The 23,279-nt window shown below is 58.2% G+C and carries 22 protein-coding genes; 6 read left to right on the forward strand and 16 right to left on the reverse strand.

Annotated elements, in window-relative coordinates:
• Positions 1-618: 618 nt before the first annotated feature.
• The 12 genes from ACIQJ2_RS35835 to iaaH form a co-directional block, all read right to left on the reverse strand.
• Complete coding sequence (locus ACIQJ2_RS35835; protein ID WP_400676977.1) at positions 619-1,842, reverse strand: ATP-binding protein; 1,224 nt, start codon at positions 1,840-1,842, stop codon at positions 619-621.
• 503 nt (positions 1,843-2,345) lie between these two features.
• Positions 2,346-3,368 carry a branched-chain amino acid ABC transporter permease gene (locus tag ACIQJ2_RS35840; protein WP_400676980.1) on the reverse strand — a complete coding sequence of 341 codons (1,023 nt, stop codon included), beginning with the start codon at positions 3,366-3,368 and terminating at the stop codon, positions 2,346-2,348.
• Positions 3,365-4,225, reverse strand: coding sequence for a branched-chain amino acid ABC transporter permease (locus tag ACIQJ2_RS35845; RefSeq protein ID WP_400676983.1), 861 nt, complete (start codon positions 4,223-4,225; stop codon positions 3,365-3,367). Before ACIQJ2_RS35845 ends, ACIQJ2_RS35840 begins: the two co-directional genes overlap by 4 nt.
• 1 nt (position 4,226) lies before the next feature.
• Positions 4,227-4,922, reverse strand: coding sequence for an ABC transporter ATP-binding protein (locus ACIQJ2_RS35850; protein WP_400676986.1), 696 nt, complete (start codon positions 4,920-4,922; stop codon positions 4,227-4,229).
• Positions 4,906-5,664 carry an ABC transporter ATP-binding protein gene (locus tag ACIQJ2_RS35855; protein WP_400676989.1) on the reverse strand — a complete coding sequence of 253 codons (759 nt, stop codon included), beginning with the start codon at positions 5,662-5,664 and terminating at the stop codon, positions 4,906-4,908. Before ACIQJ2_RS35855 ends, ACIQJ2_RS35850 begins: the two co-directional genes overlap by 17 nt.
• The gene (locus ACIQJ2_RS35860; protein ID WP_400676992.1) at positions 5,664-6,971 is read right to left on the reverse strand and encodes an ABC transporter substrate-binding protein; all 1,308 of its coding nucleotides are present in this window, start codon (positions 6,969-6,971) and stop codon (positions 5,664-5,666) included. The genes ACIQJ2_RS35855 and ACIQJ2_RS35860 overlap by 1 nt, the downstream gene beginning before the upstream one ends.
• Positions 6,972-7,279: 308 nt before the next feature.
• Positions 7,280-7,720, reverse strand: coding sequence for a nitrile hydratase accessory protein (locus ACIQJ2_RS35865; protein WP_400676995.1), 441 nt, complete (start codon positions 7,718-7,720; stop codon positions 7,280-7,282).
• A gap of 14 nt (positions 7,721-7,734) precedes the next feature.
• Positions 7,735-8,088 carry an SH3-like domain-containing protein gene (locus ACIQJ2_RS35870; RefSeq protein ID WP_400676998.1) on the reverse strand — a complete coding sequence of 118 codons (354 nt, stop codon included), beginning with the start codon at positions 8,086-8,088 and terminating at the stop codon, positions 7,735-7,737.
• Positions 8,078-8,401 (reverse strand): hypothetical protein, encoded by a 324-nt coding sequence (locus tag ACIQJ2_RS35875; protein WP_400677001.1) that lies wholly within the window; start codon positions 8,399-8,401, stop codon positions 8,078-8,080. The genes ACIQJ2_RS35870 and ACIQJ2_RS35875 overlap by 11 nt, the downstream gene beginning before the upstream one ends.
• 11 nt (positions 8,402-8,412) lie before the next feature.
• Complete coding sequence (nthA, locus tag ACIQJ2_RS35880; protein ID WP_400677004.1) at positions 8,413-9,021, reverse strand: nitrile hydratase subunit alpha; 609 nt, start codon at positions 9,019-9,021, stop codon at positions 8,413-8,415.
• A gap of 66 nt (positions 9,022-9,087) precedes the next feature.
• Positions 9,088-10,236 carry an alpha-hydroxy-acid oxidizing protein gene (locus tag ACIQJ2_RS35885; protein ID WP_400677007.1) on the reverse strand — a complete coding sequence of 383 codons (1,149 nt, stop codon included), beginning with the start codon at positions 10,234-10,236 and terminating at the stop codon, positions 9,088-9,090.
• A gap of 59 nt (positions 10,237-10,295) precedes the next feature.
• Positions 10,296-11,705: an indoleacetamide hydrolase gene (iaaH, locus tag ACIQJ2_RS35890; RefSeq protein ID WP_400677010.1), complete on the reverse strand. Its 1,410-nt coding sequence runs from the start codon at positions 11,703-11,705 to the stop codon at positions 10,296-10,298.
• Between the two features lie 260 nt (positions 11,706-11,965).
• Here iaaH and ACIQJ2_RS35895 point away from each other — a divergent pair, with 260 nt between their 5' ends.
• Positions 11,966-12,691 (forward strand): response regulator transcription factor, encoded by a 726-nt coding sequence (locus ACIQJ2_RS35895; protein ID WP_400677013.1) that lies wholly within the window; start codon positions 11,966-11,968, stop codon positions 12,689-12,691.
• Positions 12,692-12,942: 251 nt separating this feature from the next.
• On the opposite strand, the gene ACIQJ2_RS35900 is transcribed toward ACIQJ2_RS35895, so the two are convergent.
• A complete protein-coding gene (locus ACIQJ2_RS35900) occupies positions 12,943-13,167 on the reverse strand; it encodes a DDE-type integrase/transposase/recombinase (RefSeq protein ID WP_400677016.1) in 225 nt (74 codons plus the stop codon).
• Positions 13,168-13,389: 222 nt separating this feature from the next.
• Here ACIQJ2_RS35900 and ACIQJ2_RS35905 point away from each other — a divergent pair, with 222 nt between their 5' ends.
• Genes ACIQJ2_RS35905 through ACIQJ2_RS35925 form a run of 5 tightly spaced genes read left to right on the forward strand, consistent with a single transcriptional unit; the run spans position 13,390 to position 19,538 of the window.
• Positions 13,390-14,343 (forward strand): arginase family protein, encoded by a 954-nt coding sequence (locus tag ACIQJ2_RS35905; protein ID WP_400677019.1) that lies wholly within the window; start codon positions 13,390-13,392, stop codon positions 14,341-14,343.
• 41 nt (positions 14,344-14,384) lie between these two features.
• Positions 14,385-15,923 (forward strand): ABC transporter substrate-binding protein, encoded by a 1,539-nt coding sequence (locus tag ACIQJ2_RS35910; RefSeq protein ID WP_400677022.1) that lies wholly within the window; start codon positions 14,385-14,387, stop codon positions 15,921-15,923.
• A complete protein-coding gene (locus ACIQJ2_RS35915) occupies positions 15,920-16,918 on the forward strand; it encodes an ABC transporter permease (protein WP_400677025.1) in 999 nt (332 codons plus the stop codon). The genes ACIQJ2_RS35910 and ACIQJ2_RS35915 overlap by 4 nt, the downstream gene beginning before the upstream one ends.
• Entirely contained in the window at positions 16,915-17,775 is an 861-nt protein-coding gene (locus tag ACIQJ2_RS35920) for an ABC transporter permease (protein WP_400677028.1), read from the forward strand. The genes ACIQJ2_RS35915 and ACIQJ2_RS35920 overlap by 4 nt, the downstream gene beginning before the upstream one ends.
• Positions 17,775-19,538 carry an ABC transporter ATP-binding protein gene (locus ACIQJ2_RS35925; RefSeq protein ID WP_400746736.1) on the forward strand — a complete coding sequence of 588 codons (1,764 nt, stop codon included), beginning with the start codon at positions 17,775-17,777 and terminating at the stop codon, positions 19,536-19,538. The genes ACIQJ2_RS35920 and ACIQJ2_RS35925 overlap by 1 nt, the downstream gene beginning before the upstream one ends.
• Before the next feature lie 47 nt (positions 19,539-19,585).
• Here ACIQJ2_RS35925 and ACIQJ2_RS35930 read toward each other — a convergent pair whose 3' ends face one another.
• The 3 genes from ACIQJ2_RS35930 to ACIQJ2_RS35940 all read right to left on the reverse strand — a co-directional run bounded on the left by ACIQJ2_RS35930 (position 19,586) and on the right by ACIQJ2_RS35940 (position 23,276).
• Complete coding sequence (locus ACIQJ2_RS35930; RefSeq protein WP_400677034.1) at positions 19,586-20,314, reverse strand: response regulator transcription factor; 729 nt, start codon at positions 20,312-20,314, stop codon at positions 19,586-19,588.
• A 104-nt stretch (positions 20,315-20,418) separates the two neighbouring features.
• The gene (locus tag ACIQJ2_RS35935) at positions 20,419-22,131 is read right to left on the reverse strand and encodes a thiamine pyrophosphate-requiring protein (RefSeq protein ID WP_400677037.1); all 1,713 of its coding nucleotides are present in this window, start codon (positions 22,129-22,131) and stop codon (positions 20,419-20,421) included.
• Positions 22,132-22,322: 191 nt separating this feature from the next.
• Positions 22,323-23,276 carry a ketopantoate reductase family protein gene (locus tag ACIQJ2_RS35940; protein ID WP_400677040.1) on the reverse strand — a complete coding sequence of 318 codons (954 nt, stop codon included), beginning with the start codon at positions 23,274-23,276 and terminating at the stop codon, positions 22,323-22,325.
• Between the last annotated feature and the right edge of the window lie 3 nt (positions 23,277-23,279).

Consider the following 23,279-nt stretch of genomic DNA (forward strand, 5'->3'; position numbering starts at 1 on the left):
TGGCAATACCGATCAGAGCTACGATACTCTCTTTGTGAACTACCAGGGCCTGATGTTCGGCAATGGGGAGGTCTGGATCAACGGCATCTGCAAGAACAAGAATTGCAGCGAGATCGAGCCGAAGGTGGTGACCATCCAGAAGGCGCCGCTCTGAGCGGATCGCCGCGCCCCTCCCGCTTCAAATCGAACGCTTAGCGGCGCAGTTGCTCCGGCCCGGAGGCGAACGCTTGTCGTCTGGCACTTAAAACTGCCAAATAATAATAACGTCACACGGCATTTGAGGACCGGCCTCGGCCCGAAGCAGACCTTGCCATCGGACCGATAGTGTTACCCGCTCGCGAGTGATAGGCATGCTTTGCCCCGCCTAGGCACGGAATCCGAAGCTGTCGAGTTTCACGACGTTCTGACCCGTATTTTCACTTGACGTTGATCCATTCAATCTTCGTGAACCCATTGACCAATTTGCTACATCAATATCGTTAGAGGGTCTTGGCGAAATGCAAAACTGGGTGAAATCGTGACACAAATAAATAGATCAGAACCGGGGGCCGATTTTATCGAAACGCTCGAAGTTTCAAGAATGCTCGAGCCTGGAGACTGAAGAGAAACTCCCACGCGCTAACGCCACAATGCCGAAATTGGCACGGCGGATAGGCGTTCTCCGAACGGGACCACCTTGTCATGGTCGTACAGGACAACGCCTGAAACAAACCGCTCTCCACATGCTTCGGCCAACATTCGCAATCCGGAAAAATCGGAAGTCGAGACGGATGCTGCCGCTTTTATCTCGATACCGACAACCCTCCCTCTGCTGTCTTCGATGACAATATCGACTTCGTTCTGCTGCTTGTCACGAAAGTGCGAAAACTCAAAGCGGGTATGTCCGCTGCTGGCGAGTTTAAGGATCTCGCCAAAGACGAAAGTTTCCAGCAGCGCTCCGAACGGCCCCCTGTCATTCCGGAGTCTCTCGAGAGAGAGGTCGCGAAGGGAGGCGAGAAGACCGGAATCTAGGAAATGTATTTTGGGGGTCTTTGTCAGGCGTTTCAGCTTGTTGGAAAACCAGGGTTGGATCGTTCTGGCGAGGAATAGACTCTCGAATATGCCAACGTATTTTTGAGTAGTAATGTGGTTCATCCCAATGGCGGCGCCAATTCCGGAATAGTTCACGAGTTGTCCCGAATGTTCTGCCAGAATGCGTAGCAGACGCGGCATCTGCGCGATCTGCTCGATTTGCGCGACATCGCGAACGTCGCGTTGAACGATCGCTTGGATATAATCTGCATACCAGTCCTGTCTGCGGTTCAGGGTTTTGCGACCCAATGCCTCGGGGTATCCGCCTGCCAGAACCGCGGCGATCAGGTTGTCGCCGATGATTGGTTCTCCGGCTTTAGCTTCGTTTCGGAAGGCGTCGACCAAAAAGCTTCCACCGGCCATTCTGATTTCGCTTTGAGCGAGCGGCAGCAATCGGACGACTTCCATACGCCCTGCGAGCGAGTCTGCCACGCGTGGCAGCGTCATGAGATTGGCTGAACCGGTTAGGAGGAAACGCCCTGGACGCCCGTCGGTATCTACGCTTTCCTTGATCGCCAACAACAGCTCGGGAGCGCGCTGAATTTCATCGAGAATGGCGCGATCCATTCCTCTTACAAAGCCAACTGGATCCCGTCGCGCGGCGTTGAGCGTCGTCGCATTGTCCAGCGTGTAATACTCCATTCCCTCGTTGGCCATCTTCTTGGCCAGCGTCGTTTTTCCGGACTGTCGGGGACCCACGATCAGCACGACGCGCGTATCTGACATGGCGTCGGCAACGCGTTGCTCAACGAGCCTTGGATACAGCGGCATAGCTTCATTCCTTTTGATGACCGTTTGAAACTATGGAGATGACCGATTGAAAGTCAAGGAATAACCAATTGAAATCTACACGGCGGCTGATTGAAACCTAAGCCAATGTAGCTGGCACGCCAGACTGCGGCATGAGGGCAGCGAGAGGCCACGTAGGTGCTGCTGAACCTTCGCTCATTGGTCACCGGAACTGACCTAGCCGATCCTCAACGGAGGGACATCCCCAGAGCGCAGCGAAAGCAAAATCGTGCATATCTCCATCCATCGCCAAGCCGGCCAGCTTTTAACAACCGGAGGGATTGCAGCTATTGATAGGAATCGAACCGTTGATACCCGTGCCCACTTTCTTAAACCGCTGTATAAGTTGGACTTTCGCCCGGAAGTCTCAAAGAGCGGTGAAGGTTAACCATCCCGCAATGCCAAGCGGGCGATTGACCGCTGCTCCTCTGTAGGTCTGCCCGATGACGTTGTGTGCCGCTTCGAGGCCAAAGCGGCACAACTGATCACGAAACACGCGCAACCGGCACAGGCGGCGAGCCGGCCCTTGTGCCCTCGCCCGCCTCCTGCATCTTGCGCCGGATCGGCAGGAGATCGACCTTGATGGCGGATTTCAGCAGGCCCCAAGCGCCACCGGGAATGAACAACGTCACGCAGATGGCGAGCAGGCCGAGGACGATGAAGTAAAGTGAACCGATGTTGCCCATCGTTTCGCGGAGCAGGAAATAGATCGCGACCCCGACAATAGGGCCTTCAAGCGTGCCAATGCCGCCGAGGATTACCACAAAGAGAATGATCGCCATCCAGTTCATCGAAAAGCCTGCCGTAGGGCTGACCTGCAGAGCAACCATGTAATAGCAGGCGCCTGCCGCGCCGCCGATTGCCGCCGCAATCAGCAGGACATATGTTTGCGTCTTGCGAATGGCCACGCCCATGGCCTCCGCAGCAAGAGGACTATCCTTCATGGCACGCAACGCAAGACCGAAACGGCCCCGCATCAGGCCGACGCAGGTCAGCAGAGCAATCAGCAGAATTGCGGCCGCCGTACCGTAGGTTGCGAAAAGCCTGACTGAACGATCAATGCCGCGTACCGTCGTCAACGCGATGCCGCCGCCGCCGCCGAGCGCACTCGAGTGATAGACGATAAGACGAACGACCTCAGAGATCACCCACGAACCGATCGCAAGCTGTGCGCCTGACAGGCGAAAAAGGATCGGTGTGATCAGGAGGGCAAACGAGGCGCAGACCAGCGCCGAAAGCAACACCAATGGAAACGGCAGCAAGCCAAGGCCGTTGGCTGCGACGAACAGGGTATAGCCGCCGATGCCGATAAAGACCTGGAAGCCCATGAAGACAATTCCACCGAAACCTGCCAGCAGGTTCCACATCAACGCGATCGACAGCACCGCAGCAATCTCGGTGGTCAGCAGCACGGCGTAACGGGAGCCGGTAAAAGGCACGACGAGAAGCACCGCGGCGACAAGGCCAACGGCCGCAAGTGAGCGAGCAAGAGGCGAAGCCAGGGTCATGCACGTATCCTTTTGGTGAAGAGACCGCCCGGCATCAGCAACAGGCAGATGAGGAAAACGACATGGCCCACGAGCGGACCCAGGCTGGGAATGATGAAGGTGCCGGCAGCCTGAGCGGTGCCAAGAATGATCCCGCCGGCTAGCGTACCCCATATGGAACCCAAACCACCAAGGATCACGGCCTCAAATGCGAACAGCATGCGCTCCGGCCCGGTTGACGGGTCGAACGTACCACGCATCCCGTAGAAAATTGCCGCGACGGCCGAAATTGCCAGAGCAAAGCCCATGGCGTTGGCAAAAACGCGCCGTGTGGCAATGCCCATCAACTGGGCAACAGCCTCATTGTCAGACGTTGCCCGCACCGCCCGGCCAAACCGCGTGGTCCCGAAGACGGCCGCAGTGAGCGCAAAAATGCCGACGGAGACCACTAATGTCAGAAGCGGAAGCACACCGATGGCAACCGAGCCGATATTGACTGCAGCGGTCCCCAATGGCCCTGGATCGAGGCTCTTGGTGTCGGCGCTGAACAGTTCCAGCATGACGTTCTGCAGAATGACGGAGAGGCCGAATGTCACCAGGATCGGAGGCATCTCACCATGCCCAAGCGTCCGCTCGATGACGAAGCGCTGCAGGGTCCAACCTAGCGCGAACATGACCGGCACGACGATCGGCAGGGCCAATAGCGGATGAATGCCAAAATGGCTTGTGAGTTGTAGTGCAAGAAACGCGGAGAGGACGATAAAGTCTCCGTGGGCAAGATTGATTTGCCGCATCAATCCTAGGCAGAGCGAAAGCCCAAGACCGTAAAGGCCGTAAAGCGCGCCAATCAGTGCGCCGTTGATCAATATCTCCAACATATCAGCGCATCCCAAAATAGGCGTTCGAGATCTCAGCGCGATCCGCCGTGGCGGATGGGCCTGAAAGAACGATCTGTCCGTGCCGCATACAGGCGAAGCGGTCGGCCGTAAGCAGAGCGCGAGCGATGTCCTGCTCCACGATCACCGTCGTCAGCCCCTCGCCTCGCAATTTTCCCAGCGCGGAGTAGACGACATCCACCGCAGCAGGCGACAGGCCAAGCGACAGTTCATCGCAAAGCAGCGCGTCGGGATTGGACATCAGCGAGCGGCCGATTGCGACAAGCTGCTGTTGTCCGCCGGAAAGTGCCGTGGACGGGCGTTTGCGGAACTCCGCAACTGTCGGGAACATCTCGTACACCCGCTCAAGGCTCCAGTCGCCCGATCGGCGCGAATGGGCACCGACGAGTAGGTTTTCTTCAACCGTCAGGCTGGGAAAAAGCTGCCGTCCCTCTGGAACGAGCGCAAGCCCATGGCGGACGATATCCATGGGGCTCAGTCCCGCAATATCGCGCCCATTGATCGCGACGCGACCCGTTTGCGGCTTCAGGCGACCCGTCATGACAGCGAAAGTCGTGGTCTTGCCAGCGCCATTCGCGCCGATAAGCGCAAGCGTCTCGCCGCGCGCAACCTGAAGGTCGAAGCCGAAGAGAACAGGCAACGGACCATAAGAGGCCCTCAGGTCAGTGATCGATATCATCAATGTCAGGCTCCATGCCCAGATATATTTGGCGCACTTTTGGCTGGCGCATCGTCTCGTGCGGCTCGCCACGGGCGATAATGCATCCCTCGCCGAGGACGGCGAGTTCGTCGGCGGCATGCGTCAATACGTGAACGAGATGCTCAATCCAAATGATGGCGATGCCGCTGGCGGCGAGCTCCTTCACGATTGTAGCGACGCCAACCGCCTCGTCATCCGTCAGCCCACCAGCGATTTCGTCGAGAAGGAGAACGGATGGCTTCGTCGCCAAAGCACGCGCCAGCTCCAGACGTTTGCGGTCGAGCAATGGAAGACCACCGGAGATCAGTTCACCGCGATCGCGCAAGCCACACACTTCGAGCGCCTGCAGCGCTGCCTCCTGAGCCTCCTGGCCTTTCAGCCCCGCAGCAAACTCCGCAGCCACGAGCACATTCTCGTAGACCGACATGTGGGAGAACGTCTGTGGCACCTGAAATGTCCGGCCGATACCTGCAACCGCCCGCGCCGAGGCGCCAAGAGCCGTAACCTCGCGTCCAGCAAGGAAAACCCTGCCGGACGAAGGAGCGAACGCGCCGGAAATCACGCCGAACAATGTCGTCTTTCCAGACCCGTTTGGGCCGATGATCCCGAGAATTTTCCCGGGATCAACTTCCAGACTCACTCCGTCCAACACGACCGGTCCACCATAGGACTTTACGACGTTTTCGACAGAGAGCGCCCTGATCGTTTCCGTGACAGACATCAGCCGGCCCTTCCGGCCAGTTCCATGGTGAAGTCAGCCTGGATCGGAACCACGGGTGCATTCTTGTTGTAGGTTATCTTCAGATCATAGGTACCATCGGGCTGAAGACGCCACTGGCCGCCGGCGATTCTGAGCTTGGCGACGTTCTTGATCGGGCTGCCAGCCCAGTCGATATCGCCGACGAGGGTCGTCATCTTCGCTGACTTGATGACGGCCTGAACTGCGTCCGGATCGGTCGGATCCGCGGCGTTCTTGAGCGCATTGATACCGAGCTCCCACATGGCATGGATTACGCCGATCGGCTGCGTCCAGCGCTTGCCCGACACCTTCGTGTATTCAGCGGCCGCTTCCGCGCAGGTCTGGCCGGTCAGGGTCGACTTGAAGGGATAGTTCGGTGTCCACCAGATTTCGGTCGACATACCGTCGCCAGCCTTGCCGAGCGCCTCGATGCCCGACGGGAACAGGAGTGCCTTTGCCGGCGTCGCGATCTTCGGCTTGAAACCGAGCTGCTGCGCCTGACGCCAGAATACGGCCCATTCCGGCGGAGAAAAGAGACCAGTCACGATATCGCAACCGGCATCGCGGAAGGCAACGATCTGACGCGAGAAGTCGTCCGCACCCGGCTGGAACTCGCCGACGTCGACGATCGAATAGCCACCTTTGCCCAGGGATGCAGGGAAGCCGATTTCCGGATTGCCGAAGACCTTGCCGGGAGGATCATTGGACCAGACCGTACCGACCTTCTTGTTGGTCTTCTGAGCATCCCACATGCCGACGAAGGTGGAGATAATATCCTCAATGCCCCAAAAGAAGTGGTTCACGTATTTGAAACCGACATCCGGGCTGCCCTTGAGCGGAAACATCCAGCCCTGCCAGGGGTCCATGGTGGTGATGCTGGGTACACCGGCCGTTTCGCACTGCGACGCGACGGGAACGTTGGTCAGCGCGCCCTGAGCCAGCATCAGGTTGACGCCTTCATTGTTGATCAGCTGGCTCGCCGATGTGGCGGCGCGGTCGGAATTCGACTGATCGTCGATGTCCGTGATTTCCACCTTGTAGGTCTTGCCGTTGTTGACAAGACCATTCTTCAAGACCTCGCGCACCTTGCCGAGGATGAACGGATCTGCCTCGGCGAACGGCGCGAGAGCGCCCGTCTTGGAGCTGATGTAGCCGATCTTGATCGTGGAAGTGGATGCGATGGCCGGAGCAGGCAGAACTGAGGTGACCGCGCCTGCAGCGGCGCCGGCCCCAACGGTCTGCAGGAACGAGCGGCGGGTGAGCCTCATGTTGTCGCGCGAGAATTTCATGGTTCTTCCTCTGTCGATTTTTTTGCCGTCTGAACGGTGTTGCCCGCCTGCGGACCCGTTATTCGTGCGGATCTTGGCATACGGTCGTCGGCATATTAGGCGCCGTTCGTAGAATGCGGGATCAACAGTTTTGCGGATAAGTTGACATCCGGCAAACCCACGGTTTGCCGTTTCAAATCAACAACAGAAGAAATGCGGGACCCTATTGCCCCGCGATCGGCCGCCGGATTTGACCGGCTGATCTGCGCTTTGGACAAGCCGGAGAGTTCGCGGCAAGTGTTGCGCCAAAGTCTGTGGCACACACCACCCTAAGGGCGCGCCGGACTGATTGCAACCGGACGCACATGATGATCGTGACCATCAGCGTGGCAGTGGTCGTGATCCAGTTCTTCCAAAGCTCCTGGCGGAATGGGCTCAAGGTCCTTGTTAAATTCGATCGTCTTGCCGTGTCCGGTGTAGAAATAGGAACGCCGCCAATGTTCCTGATAGTCCGCGACTTCCTCGTTGGAGGTCAAACCGCGCGCCGCGACAATCTTTTCCAACGCCTGCGCCCACTGACGGTAGTAGGCGGTGTTGATATCTTCATCCGCAATTTGCGGAGATGCCTCTATTTCCGCCGAAAATGCACTGACCCAATCGGCCCAGGTAAAATGACCCATGCGCGATAGCTGGATCGTCAGGGCAAAGGCTTCCGCTTGCCAGGGTTCGGAAAACGCGGGCCCCTTGTCGAGCCATTGCGGATCGATCATCAGTTCTGTCTTCATCACGACACATCCTCCGCGAGCAGGTAGCTCTCCCAAAGGCTGAGATAAACTGCGCCCGGCCCATCGCTTCCCTTGCCCCAAAGCGTCTCGCTCTCTAAGCGCACGCGATAAAGATGGTCGGGGCATTCGCCGCGTCCCATCGAATGGGCATCCGGAAGGACATGCGCACCTTCGTAGCCGACGACCGTGCCGCGCTTGTCGCGCGCATAACCCGGCAGGCGCGTGTGGGTGGAGACGTTGTCGTTGATGGTCCTGATGGATTCACCCACCTGAAATTTCGGCGATGTCTCGATGGTGCGCAGGGTGGGCGCGCCGGTGGCTATTGCCACGGCAACCATTTCTTTAGGCAGCATGGCCAGCCTCCTTTGCCGCAAGCTCCGCGATCCGCGTTTCATATTCCTGCTGCGAGAAAATGCCCTTGGAGATCAGCAGGTCTTCAAGCGAATACAGCCAATGTTCGAAATAGGAGGTCGCCAGGTATTCAACCGGCGGCATACTTTCCATCGAATAGCGGCTTTCATCGATATTGAAGCAGCCGGCCGCCAATGAAAGAAGGTTGACGGCGAAGGTCCTGGCCTCCCACTCCGCCTTGAATCTGGTGTCGTTATCGGTGTGGTTGACGGGTCCAAAGCCCTGCATTCCGCCCATATCGGCGATAGATCTCATGACTTTTCTCCTCAAACCGCCGAAGCAGCCAGTGGAACGCCCGTGCCGATCATGGAGTCGCGGGTAACAAGTGCAGCCAACCGCTCTTCACTCCAGCCTTCCGTGCCGGCAGGACGCTCAGGCAGGACCATGTAGCGGATCTCGGCGTTGCTGTCGTAAACCCGCACTTCGCGATCATCGCCGATGTTGAGGCCGAATTCGGTAAGCACTGCGCGCGGCTCGATGACGATGCGGCTGCGATAAGGGGCGGACTTGTACCATATCGGCGGCAGACCCAGCACGGTCCAAGGATAGCAGGAACACAGGGTGCAGACGATCACATTGTGAACTGTCGACGTGTTTTCCAGGATGATCATTGCCTCACCCTGCAGGCCGCCGATCCCCATTTCCTTCAACGCTTCAGTACCATCGTCGAGAAGGCGCTCCTTGAAGGCGGGATCCGTCCACGCCCGCGCGACAACACCGGCCCCGATGCGGGGGCCGAGTTTGTTCTGGAAAATATCGACGATCTCCGCTACTGCGCCGGGGTCAATCTTTCCCCTCTCCACCATCAGTGTTTCGATTGCCTTGATGCGGAGCGCAAGCGTCGATGGTGGCATTGTATGATCGTCGTGGCTCATGGTAATCTCGTGTCACTGGTTTCCGGATTAGCCGCAGTCTAACTGCTGTCCAGCGCCTTTGTATCATCATTTCTGCGGATGCATGTCCTCCGCTCCAATCACCAGATGCTGCCGGGAGAGCGAACCAACGCATCCGCATCCGACGAGTGCCAGCGTATTATCGAGCTCCGCTTTCAGCATGTCCAGTACCTCGCAGACGCCTGTCTCGCCTGCCGCCGCCAGACCGTAAAGAAGCGCTCTGCCAGAAAGCACCAGGGTCGCTCCGGAGGCGACCGCCTTCGCAATGTCCGATCCGGATCGGATGCCGCCATCCATCAGGATCGGAATGCGCAGAGCCTCATGCGCGCGTTGCAACAGATCCACTGGCGCGGCGACGTCCTCAAGCTGCCGCCCGCCGTGATTGGAAAAGACAACTGCGTCCGCGCCCGCTTCCTGCAGCAGCAATGCATTGTCGACAGAGAGAACGCCCTTGACGATCAGCTTATGCGGCCAGAGCTCACGAAGCGCTGCGAACGCGTCCCAGTCGAAGCCGGCGTCCATCTGCCTGGCCATGAGCGCCGCTTGGGATGCCACGTCTGTCGCGTCCGCAGAGGCAAAATTGGCAAGTTGCGGCAGGCCATGCGCAAGCTGGGCAAAGCTCCAGCGCGGGTGCATCGCCGCATCAAGGACGATCTTCGGAGACAGTTTGAAAGGCACCTTGAAGCCCGAGCGCAGATCCCGCTCCCTCTTGCCATTGACTGCGACATCCACCGTGAGGACCAAGGTCGAGTAATCGGCATGAAGGGCACGGCGGACAAAGGCGTGCGCCTGCTCGCGATTGAGGACGTAGAGCTGGAACCACTTTTCGGCATCCGTCGCACGTGCAACCTCTTCTATGGTCGAGGTGGACGGCGTCGAAAGGCAAAACGGAATGCCATAACGGGCCGCCGCGCGCGCCAGCGCGAGATCGCCCCCAGGCCACAAGACCCCATTCAGGCCGCTCGGCGCAATTGCCAGAGGCATGGAATATGTCTTGCCGAAGAGATGCGCTGACAGATCCCTGCGATCCACCGCGACGAGCCGATGCGGTTTGAAAAGGACCTGTTCAAGAGCTGTGCGATTTCGCCTCAGACCCCGCTCGCTGCCGGCCCCACCCTCAAGATAGTCAAAAACCATGGAAGGCAGGCGGCGGCGAGCGCGCCTGCGCATATCTTCCAGATTGACCAGATCGACCATTTCTACCTCCGACAAAAGATTTCAGCGAGCCGTGAGCGCCAAGACACCGCTCATGAGGATTAGGCAAGCTTGGGAGACAGCGCCGGAAACAGACCGTCGATCGCGAGCGAGAGGCCGAGCAAGGCTGCGTCGTTGCCGAAAGGATAGTCCAGCCCCAAACCGACCGGCAAACCCGCAGAGGTGCAGCCCGCTGGGATGCTGACGCCCGGAAGGCTGGCCGCGCTGCCGATGTCGGTATTGTGTATCAACGCGTCGAAGATCGGGAACGGCTTACCGTTGATTTCAATCATGTCCGCCTGATTGAGGACCGGCGCAGGCATCCGGCAGATGGGAAATGCCAGGGCATCAATCCGGTTCGATGCGAAGATGTCGGCATAGGCTGCCTTCAATGCAGGAAGATGCGTGGCGGTCGCAGCGTCATAGGATTCTTTGCTGACCGCCGTCGCCGGATCGAGTTGAGCAAGAAGCAGTTCCCGGACGTCTGGGCTTGCGACCTGTTCGGCCACTTCCGCGAAGGTCAGGAGAAAGTCATGCTCCGCCAGAAATGCCGACAGTGCAACCTTGCCCTCGTAGATTGAAATTGGCATGGACGACAGCGCGTAGGGATGCAGAAGGCCTTCCGAGTCGACCTCGACCACTTCCGCGCCCTCGGACTTAAGCTTTTCGAGCGCCTTCATGCAAACAGCGGCGACCTCATGATCGACCATGTCCCAGAAGTGCTTGTGCGGAATACCGAAGCGAACGCCCTTTACGGCAGAGGCTGTGATGGCCGGCGCTCCAGAAACGACACTGTCCAGCAGAACTATATCGGCGGCGGAAAGCGCAACAGGTCCGGGTGTGTCGCGCGTCGTGGAAATTGGAACCACGTCTGCCGCAGGCCACCGGCCGGTGGTCGGGCGATAGCCCCAGGCGCCGCAAAACGCCGCAGGGATGCGAACGGAGCCACCGGTGTCCGTGCCGATGGAGGCCGGGACAAGTCGGGCGGCGACTGCCGCGCCGCTGCCGCCGCTCGACCCCCCGGCGGTGCGGGTCTGATCAAAGGGATTTCGTGGCGCACCGAAGGCAGGGTTGTCGGATGTCGCGCCATAGGCAAGTTCATGCATTCCGTTCTTACCGTAGGCGATTGCGCCAGCATCGAGAAGACGAGACGCGATGGGCGCATTTTTCGACGGGCGAAAGCTGCGCAGCGAAGGTGTGCCGCCGGTCGTGACATAGCCCTTGACGTTGATATTATCCTTGAAAGCGATCGGCAGGCCGTGCAGCGGCCCCTTAACACGGCCCGACGCCCGATCAGCATCCGCCTGACGTGCATCGCGCAATGCCCTGTCGGCGTCGAGCGATACGAAAGCATTGATCGACAGAAGGTTAGCATGTCGCTTCAACAGATCCGTAACAAGCTCTTCCGAGCCCAATGTTCCCTGAGCCATCGCGCGTGATGCCTTGGTCAACGTAAATTCCTTGAGTGTCATCGTGAAACCCACATAGAAGCTGATGTTCCTGAGGGCTATTCGCTAATGGGAAGGCTCACCATCCACATTATTGCTGGTACTGATGCAACAAGCGATATTTGTATTGCTGCTGGCGGACCAATCAGACGGGCGGAAAAGGCAATCAAAGGGCTGTGTCCACCGACAAACGTCAAAATTCTTGATTTTTGGCGCGGCCTTTGCTTCCCTGGTGAAAAAAGGGAACACAACGGATAAATCAATCCGTTCGTCATGGGTGGCTCATGCTTGGGATTGTTTATGATTTGACGTTCAATGAGGCTAGTCTGTTCGCTGATATCGTCGGCAGGTTGACGAGCCCCAAGGGCCTTGCAATCAGGGAAGACGTCTTTCCTGATATCCTCAGACTTATGCGCTCTGAGGCGCTGGCGTCTTACAAATGGAACCCGAAGTCGAATTGTTACGACGAGCCCTTCGTCATCAATCAATCTCCAGAAAGCATCAAGGTCTATCGGAGCTGGTACCAATACCGCGACCCGATGACACAAAAATTGCGGAGCCTGTGGCGTCCGGCTTATGTCGATGAAGTCATTTCGAAAACGGATCTACAGAAGACGGAGTTCTTCAACGATTTCCTGATGAAAGATGGACTGGACCACGGGATCAACCTGTTCCTCAGGGAGCCGGGACGAGAGCTTGCGGATCTTCGCATCTGGCGCAACAAACATCAGCCGGATTTTGCCGATCGCGAAATCGGATTGCTGAAGGTTCTAGCTCCCATTCTGCGGCGCGCCTTGCTGGTGGCTCCCGAAGTCAGCCTATCCGCGCTCACCGAGCGCGAACGCGACGTCGCATTGCTGATCTCGCACGGTTGTTCAGACAAGGACATCGCACGTGTGCTGAACATCGGCTTTGCAACGGTCCGCACCCATCTCGGTCGTTGCCTGGAAAAGATGGAATGCTCCAATCGTACGGAACTAGCAGCGCTCGTCACGCGCATCTCTCAATAAGCAGGCTCTCTTGCTTTGCGAGCGCTGACCCTGAATCGGCTGCGCCAGCGTCGTCCTGCGGTGGTTCCTTTAACTGCGCCGGAGTGACTCCTCGTGTGACGGCGCATCGATAAGCGGTACGGCATCGATGGAAAAGCGGCACCGTAAATTGACGAAGAAATTGCGGGCTGAAATGTTGCGGACGGTCGTCTCGGCCGATGATTGGACAATTGGAGGGCCGGATGGGCGCCACAATGACCTGCATCGGCAGATCATGACGCATAGGTACTGAGGAAGAGGTGCTTCGCGTCGTTCAGATTGCGGGTCTTCGAAAACAAGAAGTCAACCGCGGCTCCGCTTCTGTCAATTGCCTGGAAGAGATACGTCCAGGTGGCCCTCACCCCGGTGTACCTCTCGTCAACACGCCATTTTCCGCCACCGGCCGTTAGCGGGCACTGAATGCATCGAGCGCTGCGGCGACTAGAACTCCACCCCATGATGGATGGCCGAACGGTCTATCGACTCCCACCGGCGTGGCGATCATTTTCTTCTGGTCCGTTGACCCTGCTCCGGCTTGCCTTGTCGGTCCAGCCTTTTCACGTCAACCGAAGATTCGCGACAGGATCCTCCTTCATACCGATCTCAGCAATTCTGTGGATACCGTGTCGGATACCAGCCATTATTGTCGCTTTTCAGCAGAAAAGAATGGGAACGAAATAATGCCGGTATCCAAAAATGCCTCGCCCGTAACGCTTATCGGGCTTCCATATCACTGCGGGACGCGAGGACGTGTCTTAGGGAACGCAATGGCGGTAGGACCCGAGGTTTTGCTGGCCAAAGAGAATGCACCCGCCGCGTTCGAAGACATGTTCGATGACGTCAGTATAGTCTTTCTGGATCAGGCCGATCGTGCGACCGACAGGGAGACGGGCGGAGATTTCAGACTGATCCCCGCTGGCGATCAGATGGGGCGAATTCTTGTTCAGAACATCCACCTTGCCGCCGCGGTGCGGGCAGCCCGTGCGGCCGGCAGGATTCCTATCGTCTCCGCTGGCACCTGCTCGGCCTCGTTGGGCGTCGTCGGCGGCATTGGAGATGCACAGGGCAACATCGGCCTGGTCTGGTTCGACGCCCATGGCGACGCTCTGACCCCGGACACCTCGACGAATGGTTTCATAGAAGGCATGCTGACGACCACGATCGCCGGACATTGCTGGCCAAAATACCGCGAGCAGATTCCCGGGTTCCGCGTTATCCCCGACGAGCGCATCATTTCGGTCAGTATACACGAAGCTTTCTCCAAGAATCCCCGTGCGCATGCCAGCGTCGCCATCGGCACCGTCGTCAATACTCCCGTAATCGCGAAGCTCGGCTTTGATCGTGCGCTTGGCGCGGCGTTGGACCTGCTCGGCGCCAAATGCGACCAGGTCTATGTCCACGTCGATACAGACGTGCTCGATCCGACGGTGCTTCGCGCCAACCGACATTGCGCGGACGGCGGCCTAACCGACGTCCAGGTTTCGCGCGGCTTCGAGCTCATAGCGGATCGTTTCGATATTCTCGCCGTCAGCTTCTCGTCATTCGACCCGGATGAAGACGAGCGCGGTCCTTCCGTTCTGGTTCCGCTCATGGCCAAGGCCGCAACAGAGGCCGCCCGCAGCAAGCGGGCCTGAAACTGAATCCAAAGTCCAAATAAAAAATAATGGGGATCGATATGTCTGACAATGGAAGAACCGAATATCTGACGACAACACGCCGCGGCTTCCTCGTGGGAGCGACAGGAGCCGCATTGTCGCTGGGTGCCCTTCCCTCATCGCTGGCCTTTGCAGCTGATGGCGCGGGAACGTTGAGAGTGGCTGCGACCGGAAGCAACGCAGATTCTCTCGATCCGCACAGGACGCAAGGTCAGATCACCGACATTGTCCGGTTCATGAACCTCTTTGATGGCCTGAGCGAATACAATCCGGATGCGAGCATCGGATTGTCGCTGGCCGAGAGTTTCACACCGAATGCGGACTCCACCGAATGGACCGTTAAACTGAAAGCCGGCGTCAAGACGCACGAGGGCAAGAGCTTCGGCGCCGACGATGTGATCTTCACAATCAAACGCATTCTTGACAAGACGAACCCGACCAAGGGCTCGGCGCTTATCAACTTCATCGATCCGGCCAACGTGACGAAGATCGACGACACGACCGTGCTGTTCAAGCTGAAGAACGCCTACGGCCCCTTCCGGGATATCTGGGCCAATCGCTATCTTCGAATGGTGCCTGTCGGCTTCGATCCCGCCAAGCCGGTTGGCACGGGTGCCTTCAAATATGTCTCGTTCACGCCGGGACGAGAGTCGGTCTTCGGGAGGTTCGACGATTACTTCCGCGAGAAGGCGAAGGTAAAGACGCTTCTGATCGTGAACATCTCCGATGCCGCTGCATCCATCAACGCGCTGCGCGGCGGACAGGTGGACATGGCTTACAAGATCCCGTTCGCCGAAGCCCGCATCATCGAAGCCGATGCGCACATAAAGTTGCTGAACAACCCTTCGGCCATGTCTATTCCAATGTACATGCGAACCGACGTGGAGCCGTTCAACGATGTTCGCGTTCGCCAGGCATTTCGCCTGATCGCGAACCGCGAGCAGATGGTCAAGGTCGCGCTCGCCGGATATGGGGCCGTCGGTAACGACATGCAGGGACGCTCGATCGCTCCGTGCGGCCCGACGCCTGTCGAACAACGCAAGCAGGACATAAAGGCGGCCAAGAAACTCCTGGAAGACGCAGGCAAGTCCGGTCTGTCCGTCGATCTCGTCACCGTCAATGGCACCGCGGGCATGGTCGAGTGCGCCCAGGTATTTGCGGAGCAAGCCAAGGCGGCTGGCGTGAATATCAATGTCAAGATTACCGAGGAGGCCGCCTATCTCGCGAACTACGGAAACTGGACCTTCGGTGTCGACTTCCTGAGCGATGCCTACCTCCCGGTGGTGACGAGAAGCCTGCTGCCAGGCGGCACGTTCAATACCTCGCACTGGGACGATGCCGAATTCAACGATCTCTATAAGAAAGCCGTAAGCATCTCGAACGCCGATGATCGATGTGACGTGATCCACAGGATGCAGAAGGTCGAATACGAGCGCGGCGGCAACATTATTTGGGGCTTTGCCAACACTCTGAATGCCTACAAGGCGGGCCTCACCGGCATCGAGCCATACGTCGTCGATTCTCCGTTCTATCACCTGCGCAAGGTGTCCCTTGCATGACGGATTTATCGCGCCCGGGTTCGACCGCCAGGTCGAGCAAGATCGGGGGCTGGCTGGCGAGGCGATCCGCGCTGGCTGTCCTCATGCTTCTCGTTGTGTCGCTCCTCATTTTTCTTGCGACCCAGGCGCTCCCGGGCGATGTCGCCCTGATCGTCCTCGGCAAGGAAGCATCCGCCGATCAGGTGCAGATGGTGCGGCAGCAACTCAATCTCGATCAGCCAGTTATGGTGCAATATGTCCGATGGCTCACGGCGCTGCTTCACGGAGATTTCGGAACATCGATCGTTTCGAAAGTTCCCGTCACCGATCTGCTTTTGCCGCGGATTTCGAACTCCTTTTTCATCGTTACGGTCTCGATGTTCATCGCCTTGCCAATTTCATTGGCGCTGGGCGTGCTGACCGCTACGCGTAAGGACGGAGTTACCGATAAGCTCATCATGGCGTTTTCGATCATGGTGAACGCACTTCCTGAATTCGTGCTCGGCCTGTTCCTTGTGCTGCTTCTGAGCACAAGCGTATTTCACTTCTTTCCTGCAGTATCGCTTCTGTCACCGGGTGAACCGATCCTGGCGCAGACAGAACGCCTGGCAATGCCGATCATTACGCTCGTTCTGCTCCAGATTACCTATCTGTACCGTTTGGTGAGAGGAACCGTCATCGATGTCCTGCAAACCGAATATGTTCAGTTTGCTGCTCTCAAGGGCTTGTCGCCGGGACGGATACTCTTTCGACACGTACTGCCGAATGCATTGGTTCCGGCAATCCAGGCGGCGGGAACCATCTTCGCCTTCTCGGTCGGAGGCGTCGTCGTGATCGAATATGTGTTCGGATTTCCCGGGCTGGGCACCGCGTTGGCCGATGCCGTCGGAATGCGGGACATTCCGGTCGTACAGGCGGCGGTACTCACCATTTCGGTCACGTTCTTCATCGTCAACATTATCACCGATGCGATGTCTTTCATGCTCACGCCGCCGGGAAGAGGAGGTCGCAATTGAGTTCACTGTCGTCTAAAAGAACCGCGCCCCAATCGCCCCTCATCCGGGGGCTGAAAAGTTCGAGATCGCTGCTCGGGCTTGGCTTGATCGGCGGCATCGTCGCGCTGGCGATTCTCGGTCCGATACTTGCCCCATATACGCCGTCCGAACTGGTCGGCATCCCCTATGACGGTCCCGGTTCGGATAACCTGCTGGGCACTGACAGCCTCGGACGGGACGTGTTGAGCCGGTTTCTGTACGGCGGCCGCAATCTGGTGTGGATGGCGATCACGGCGACGCTCCTCGGATTGTCGATCGGCACAGCCATCGGAATGGTGTCGGCCTATTTCAGAGGCACGGCCGACGAAATCCTCATGCGCCTAGTCGATATTCAGCTCGCTTTTCCCAGCGTCGTGTTCGCGCTCCTTTTCGTGACCATGCTCGGTCCGAGTCCTGTGCTGCTTGTCATCCTGGTCGGAGCATCGCAAGCACCGAGCGTCGCCCGTATCACCCGTGGAGCAGCCTTGGCCGTCGTAGAACGGGACTATGTTCAATGGGCTCGGGCCGTCGGTCTTCCGACCCGAAAAATCCTGGTGTCGGAAATTCTTCCCAACATCACCTCACCGCTTCTGGTAGAGCTGGGCCTGCGGCTCATGTGGTCCATTTCACTGCTCGCCGGACTGAGCTTCCTCGGCTTCGGAATTCAGCCTCCCAACGCAGACTGGGGCCTCATGGTCAACGAGAGCCGCAACGCCCTCACCATTCAGCCATGGGCAGTCTTGGCCCCGATCGTCGCGATCGCCACATTGTCGATCGGCGGGAACATGTTCGCAGAAGGAATGTCGAGGGCCATCGGTCTAACGGAAGGATCGAAATGATGAAGGGTGTCAAAGTCGCGTCCCTCGGGGTCTCGCTGCGGCAGGGAATAAAGATCGTGGACGAAGTCTCGTTCGAGATCGAACCCGGCGAGGTCCTCGGCCTGGTGGGAGAAAGCGGCTCGGGAAAAAGCACGATCGCCAAGGCTTTGCTGGGCTATGCGGGACCGGGAGCAAAAATCGCTTCAGGAAGCGTGATCGTCGACGGCGAGGATATACTGGCGCTCAGCGAGACAGAGCGGCGGGAGCGCCGGGGCCGGGTCGTCAGTTATGTGCCCCAGGATGCCGGGATGTCTCTTAATCCGGGACTTGCGATCGGAACCCAGCTCATCGAACGACTGATCCACGGTCGTCACGCGGAGAGCCGTGCCGAAGCCCTCGGGCGGATCGCAAGCGTTCTGGATGCCGTACGACTGCCGGCGGACCGAAACTTCCTCGCGAGATATCCCAGCGAACTTTCGGGTGGTCAATTGCAGCGCATCGGGCTTGCCATTGCCGTCGTCAGCAGGCCGCGACTTCTGGTCCTCGATGAGCCGACGACCGCGCTCGATGTCGGCACACGGCACGAGGTTCTCAAACTGGTGTCAGAACTCTCGAAGGAGATGAACCTGTGCAGCGTCTACGTCTCTCATGACCTGGGTGTCATTTCCGCCGTAGCGGATCAGGTCATGGTGCTCTATGCGGGCCGGATAATGGAATATGGAAGCTCGAACAAGGTACTTGGTGCGCCGGCGCATCCTTATAGTCGCGCTCTGCTCAAAGCCGTGCCAACGACCTTGGAGCGCAAGCAGTTGCAGGGTATTCCGGGAACAGCCCCGGATTTGAAAAGCCGAGAATCGGGTTGCGTGTTCGCAGCGCGCTGTCCGATCGGCGATGATCTATGTGCCACTGTAGAACCGGGCCTCGTCATGGACGGAGCATCCAGCATCCGCTGCTATAAGCCGAATGCGCCGGAGAACGGAGCACATGTCATCGCTCTACCCCTCACGAGACCACACGGTGAAAGGATATGTTCGGTCCAGAACCTAGTCGCCCGATACGGCCCTCTTGAAGTCGTGCGAAACGTGTCCCTCGAGATCGCCAAGGGAGAGTGTGTCGCCCTGGTCGGGGAATCGGGCAGCGGAAAGTCCACCTTTGCCCGTTGCCTCATTGGCTTGCATTCGAATTACGATGGCGCGGTCAAATTCTACGACAGGACCCTGCCACAGAAGGCCGAGGGAAGGGATAAGGACTGTCATAGGCGAATACAGTATATTTTCCAGGATCCATACGCCTCGCTGAATCCCAGACGTACTGTCGGCGATAGCATCGGATGCGCCGTCCGGCATTTCTTTCCGGGTTCGAAGCAGGACATCATACGGGCAGTCCTAACAGCAGCCGTGCGCGCTGGCCTATCTCCTGACTTGATGTCTCGCTATCCGTCGGAGTTGTCGGGGGGCGAGAGACAACGGGTAGCAATTGCGCGGGCACTGGTCTGCCGGCCGGACCTGCTGGTTTGCGACGAGCCCACATCGGCGCTCGATGTGTCGGTACAGGCATCGATCATCGAACTGCTGCGCGGGCTGATGACAGACGGCTTGGCAATGCTGTTCGTGACCCACGACCTTGCCGTTGTAAGGAGCATCGCTGACAGAGTTGTCGTGCTGCAACAGGGAGAGATGGTTGAATCTGCCACGACGGAGACGATGTTCTCATCGCCAAAAACACCCTACAGTAGAGACCTGCTCAGCCATGCATTGAACGTCCAGCCCGCGGTCGCTTCATGAGCCTGCAGACTGTCCGCGGCAACCCAGAGGACCGGCCTGGTGATGGCTTAATGCGATAGTTTGGAGACCTGTACCGCCACTTCAGCCCGGTTGGAACATTCGAGTTTGGCAAGGCAGCTTCCGACATGCGTCCTGACGGTGGCGAAACCGATGCCGAGAACGCGTGCGATGTCCTTATCGGAACAGCCTCGCGCAACCAGAAGGGCGACGTCCCTTTCCCTGCCGGTGAGCATGTCAAGACTGACGGAAGGTGCCGTCGATAGCGCCCGGCGTATGAATGGCGCGAGAATAGTCAACAAGTCTATTTCCCGGTCGCTGAAATCGGGTCGGCTGCCGTAGCGCCATACCCTAAGATCGGCAAGCTCGCGGCCATTTGCCTGCATGAACAGATTGACACCGTGCTGCATGCCGTCGTGGGCGAGAAAATCGTTATAGAATTCAGTCTTGCTGAGGTCGCGCTTGGCGATAACTTCCTCGACATGGGCCGCTCGTCTCAACCCTCGCAGCTTGTCCGTCATGGGATCGCGGTACTGGAACCATTTGCGGTATCGAACCACGTTTTCTGGATCCTGATTGATGATGAACGCATTGCCGTAGGAGTTGGAACGCCCGTTCCATTCGAAAGAGGCCAGTACATCGGCCCTCAACAGTTTCAGGATATCAGGAAAAATTTCCTCGCGAACGTCGACGTTAAGATTACCGGAGGAGAGCACGCCAACTATGTTTGCGAAAATGCGCGCCTCCTGCCCTGACATGTCGTAGATGTGGCCCGTCATTCCTGACCTCGCGATGGTATTCAGGCGTTCGAAAGTTAAGCAAAGATTACGCCAATACGCAAGGATGCCGGGGGTCCTTCCTCCCCGGCCTGCGGATTCATCGGTCAAAGATGAGAAATCCAGACATCCAGCACTGCGCAACGCTTTTCGGTTCTGACCACCTCCAAAGCCTCTCTGATTGCCGCGCGGACTTCAGAAGGATTTCGGACTTGCCTGGCATATGCGCCGCCTGCGGCCGCGGCGATGCCCGCATAATCCGGTGGAGGATCGAATGACACGTCGATCGAATTGGCTTTTGAAGCGAATCCGTCAGGATGAACCGCCAAGGTCGAAAGCTTTGGCGATTTCCAACCCCTGTTGTTGAAGACGATCTGAAGAAACGGTGTTTGATAGCGCGCCGCCATCCAGTGCACCGACGACGGGACGCTGAACATGTAAGAGCCGTCACCGCATAGAGCGACCACAGTTTTTTCGGGCTTGGCAAGCTTCACGCCGATCGCGGCGCCACCATTATAGCCGAGCGAACCGCCGCCGCTGGTAAAAACCGTCAGAGGATCGCTCTGGCTAAGGTGGTTGAAGACCGTGTGATAATTGGAAATGCCTTCGTTGACGAAAAGCGCGTCGTCGCCGATTTCTTCGCGCAGGCAGGCCACCGTGAATTCCGAGGTGATCACACCGTCTTCGGGCTCCTTCTCTAACACGGCCAGTTCGCCGGCGCGCACATCGTGAAGTGTGCGCCAGTGGTCCGCCCGTCCGGCGATATCATCCGCTTCTATTGGATTCTCCGTGAGCCATTCGTTGAGCTCTGATAGAGCGGTCGCGGCATCCGCCTGCCAGGATGCAGTTGCATCGATGTGCCACAGCGGCATTTGCGTTTTGAGCGGATCGACATCGATGTGGAAAATAGGAACATCAGGAGCGGGCCTGTTGTGCACGGGAATCCAGGGCACGTCGCTGTCGATCACGAGGACGAGGTCGGCCGAGGCCAGCGCCTTGTTCTGCCAGGGATGGTTCCAGTGGTTGCCCTGATACATCGGATTCGAATGCGGGAAGTTCAGCCAGGTCGGTACGGATTCCAGAACTCCAGCACCAGCCCTACGGCTGAATTCGACCAACGCGTTGAATGCAGCTTCGCTGCGGCCAAGGTATGTCGTTAAGACAAGCGGTCGGCGTGCCTTCCGCAAAGCTTCGCCAAGCACGGTCACGGACTGTTTCGTGAGCCCGGCAGCCTGGACGGGCGGCCACATCGGAACCGAGGGTTTCGCAGGAACTTCCTGCTCCATGACCTCGCGCGCGCCCATCAGATAGACAGGGCCTTTCGGGTCCGAATACGCGAACTGAAGCGCGCGATTGACGATATCCTTGATATTGAGACCTGTCCGCAGCTCGTTGTCGTACTTTGTATATCCCCGAACAATGCCGCGCTGGTCATGGACGTCCTGGATCCATTGAATGAACTCATTGCGTGAACCCTTCAGTTCTCCACTCTGGGTAAACGGAGATGCACCTGCGAAGATCATCATCGGGGCACGCCCTTTGGCGGCATTGTGGACCGCACCGGCAAGAGCCTGGGTGCCGCATTCCACATGCACCACCACCGCTTGCGCTATGCCGCTCACCTGCCAAAATCCATGTGCGGCGCTCATGCCTACCATTTCATTCGGGCAGGTGATGACCTCGGGAATCGATCTGCCGTTTGCCCGCGCCTCTGCGATCGCTTCAACGAGTGCCGGATGATCGCTGCCGAAATTCGCGAAGATATAGGATACTTTCGCATCCGTCAGTGCGTCCAACAGGGCGCTGCTCGCCGTGTACATTGACGTTTCCTTCCTTAAAGACATCTGGATTTTAGTTCGGAGAGTTGCTCTGCGGGGCACATGGCCGAGTCAAACAGCAACCGGTCCGAGCCCGAGCGCCGCTTGCGCGAGGAGACGAGAGATGCCAACTCTGGCACCTCAATTCGGCTGTTCATCTTCATCTCGTTCGAGGCCAATCTGGCATGGGCGCGTCATTGCACTTGAGGTGGGGACTGGACATGCCGGACAAGCTTTAAGACCACGGATGTGACCGGTGTTTCGATCCCCACGGCGGCGGCCTTGCGGACCACCGCACCGTTGATCGTTTCGATTTCGGTCATGCGTCCGGCGAGAAGATCCTGGAGCATCGATGGCTTGTGGTATTTGTGGTGGGACAGAGCATGTTCGACCATGCCCTCGATACGGTCGATGTCCACGGCTGTTCCGCTGGCGATCGCCGTTCGGCAAACTTCGCCGACGATCGAAAAGACAAGAGAGCGGGCTCCCTCGTCAGCACCGACCTGACCCACTGTTGAGCGTGTAATAGCACAAACGCTATTGAGTGCCGCGTTGAAAGCGACTTTCTCCCAAATCGCCCCCTCCACGTTGGGGTCGTAGATCAAGTGGAGTCCGGACAAGGCGAACGTCGAGATAAGGACGTCCGCAATTGGCGGCTCGCCGGATGTCGCCGCTGCGAAGCGCGCGACGCCATTTCCGTGTGACTCGACATGTCCCGGACCCTTGAGATCGGCGGGATAGGTGGTGACGCCGATCAGCACCCGATCCGGTGCAGCGAACTCAAGCAGGGCCTCCTTGTTCTCGAGCCCGTTTTGAAGACTAAAGAGATACGTCTCCGGCCCGATCGCACCTGAGATACCCGCTAGAGCCGAGCGCGTGTTTAGTGTCTTCGTAAACACGAGCACGACATCAAAACGTCCGTCAATCGCCTCCGGCATCACAATGGGGACACCAAGCCGTCGGTCACCGCCATCGTCGGCAAGCCTGAGGCCGTGTTCCCGGATGGCAGCGATATGTGCGGGATTTACGTCGATCAGCGTGACGTCCGTGTCGCCTCCTTCGAAAAGGCAACCTCCAAAGAAGGAGCCCATGGCGCCTGCGCCAACTATGCCGATCCTGAGAAAGCGTTTGGATGCCATATCTGACATTGA

This window comes from Rhizobium sp. NPDC092011 (assembly GCF_044756305.1).
In the GTDB taxonomy this organism is placed as follows: Bacteria; Pseudomonadota; Alphaproteobacteria; order Rhizobiales; family Rhizobiaceae; genus Rhizobium.

Excerpts from the sequence above, each read along its gene's own strand:
- ACIQJ2_RS35835 (WP_400676977.1), bottom strand. The coding sequence starts at position 1,842 with ATGCCGCTGTATCCAAGGCTCGTTGAGCAACGCGTTGCCGACGCCATG.
- ACIQJ2_RS35840 (WP_400676980.1), bottom strand. The coding sequence starts at position 3,368 with ATGACCCTGGCTTCGCCTCTTGCTCGCTCACTTGCGGCCGTTGGCCTT.
- ACIQJ2_RS35845 (WP_400676983.1), bottom strand. The coding sequence starts at position 4,225 with ATGTTGGAGATATTGATCAACGGCGCACTGATTGGCGCGCTTTACGGC.
- ACIQJ2_RS35850 (WP_400676986.1), bottom strand. The coding sequence starts at position 4,922 with ATGATATCGATCACTGACCTGAGGGCCTCTTATGGTCCGTTGCCTGTT.
- ACIQJ2_RS35855 (WP_400676989.1), bottom strand. The coding sequence starts at position 5,664 with ATGTCTGTCACGGAAACGATCAGGGCGCTCTCTGTCGAAAACGTCGTA.
- ACIQJ2_RS35860 (WP_400676992.1), bottom strand. The coding sequence starts at position 6,971 with ATGAAATTCTCGCGCGACAACATGAGGCTCACCCGCCGCTCGTTCCTG.
- ACIQJ2_RS35865 (WP_400676995.1), bottom strand. The coding sequence starts at position 7,720 with ATGATCGATCCGCAATGGCTCGACAAGGGGCCCGCGTTTTCCGAACCC.
- ACIQJ2_RS35870 (WP_400676998.1), bottom strand. The coding sequence starts at position 8,088 with ATGCTGCCTAAAGAAATGGTTGCCGTGGCAATAGCCACCGGCGCGCCC.
- ACIQJ2_RS35875 (WP_400677001.1), bottom strand. The coding sequence starts at position 8,401 with ATGAGATCTATCGCCGATATGGGCGGAATGCAGGGCTTTGGACCCGTC.
- nthA (WP_400677004.1), bottom strand. The coding sequence starts at position 9,021 with ATGAGCCACGACGATCATACAATGCCACCATCGACGCTTGCGCTCCGC.
- ACIQJ2_RS35885 (WP_400677007.1), bottom strand. The coding sequence starts at position 10,236 with ATGGTCGATCTGGTCAATCTGGAAGATATGCGCAGGCGCGCTCGCCGC.
- iaaH (WP_400677010.1), bottom strand. The coding sequence starts at position 11,705 with ATGACACTCAAGGAATTTACGTTGACCAAGGCATCACGCGCGATGGCT.
- ACIQJ2_RS35895 (WP_400677013.1), top strand. The coding sequence starts at position 11,966 with ATGCTTGGGATTGTTTATGATTTGACGTTCAATGAGGCTAGTCTGTTC.
- ACIQJ2_RS35900 (WP_400677016.1), bottom strand. The coding sequence starts at position 13,167 with ATGGGGTGGAGTTCTAGTCGCCGCAGCGCTCGATGCATTCAGTGCCCG.
- ACIQJ2_RS35905 (WP_400677019.1), top strand. The coding sequence starts at position 13,390 with ATGCCGGTATCCAAAAATGCCTCGCCCGTAACGCTTATCGGGCTTCCA.
- ACIQJ2_RS35910 (WP_400677022.1), top strand. The coding sequence starts at position 14,385 with ATGTCTGACAATGGAAGAACCGAATATCTGACGACAACACGCCGCGGC.
- ACIQJ2_RS35915 (WP_400677025.1), top strand. The coding sequence starts at position 15,920 with ATGACGGATTTATCGCGCCCGGGTTCGACCGCCAGGTCGAGCAAGATC.
- ACIQJ2_RS35925 (WP_400746736.1), top strand. The coding sequence starts at position 17,775 with ATGAAGGGTGTCAAAGTCGCGTCCCTCGGGGTCTCGCTGCGGCAGGGA.
- ACIQJ2_RS35930 (WP_400677034.1), bottom strand. The coding sequence starts at position 20,314 with ATGACGGGCCACATCTACGACATGTCAGGGCAGGAGGCGCGCATTTTC.
- ACIQJ2_RS35935 (WP_400677037.1), bottom strand. The coding sequence starts at position 22,131 with ATGTACACGGCGAGCAGCGCCCTGTTGGACGCACTGACGGATGCGAAA.
- ACIQJ2_RS35940 (WP_400677040.1), bottom strand. The coding sequence starts at position 23,276 with ATGTCAGATATGGCATCCAAACGCTTTCTCAGGATCGGCATAGTTGGC.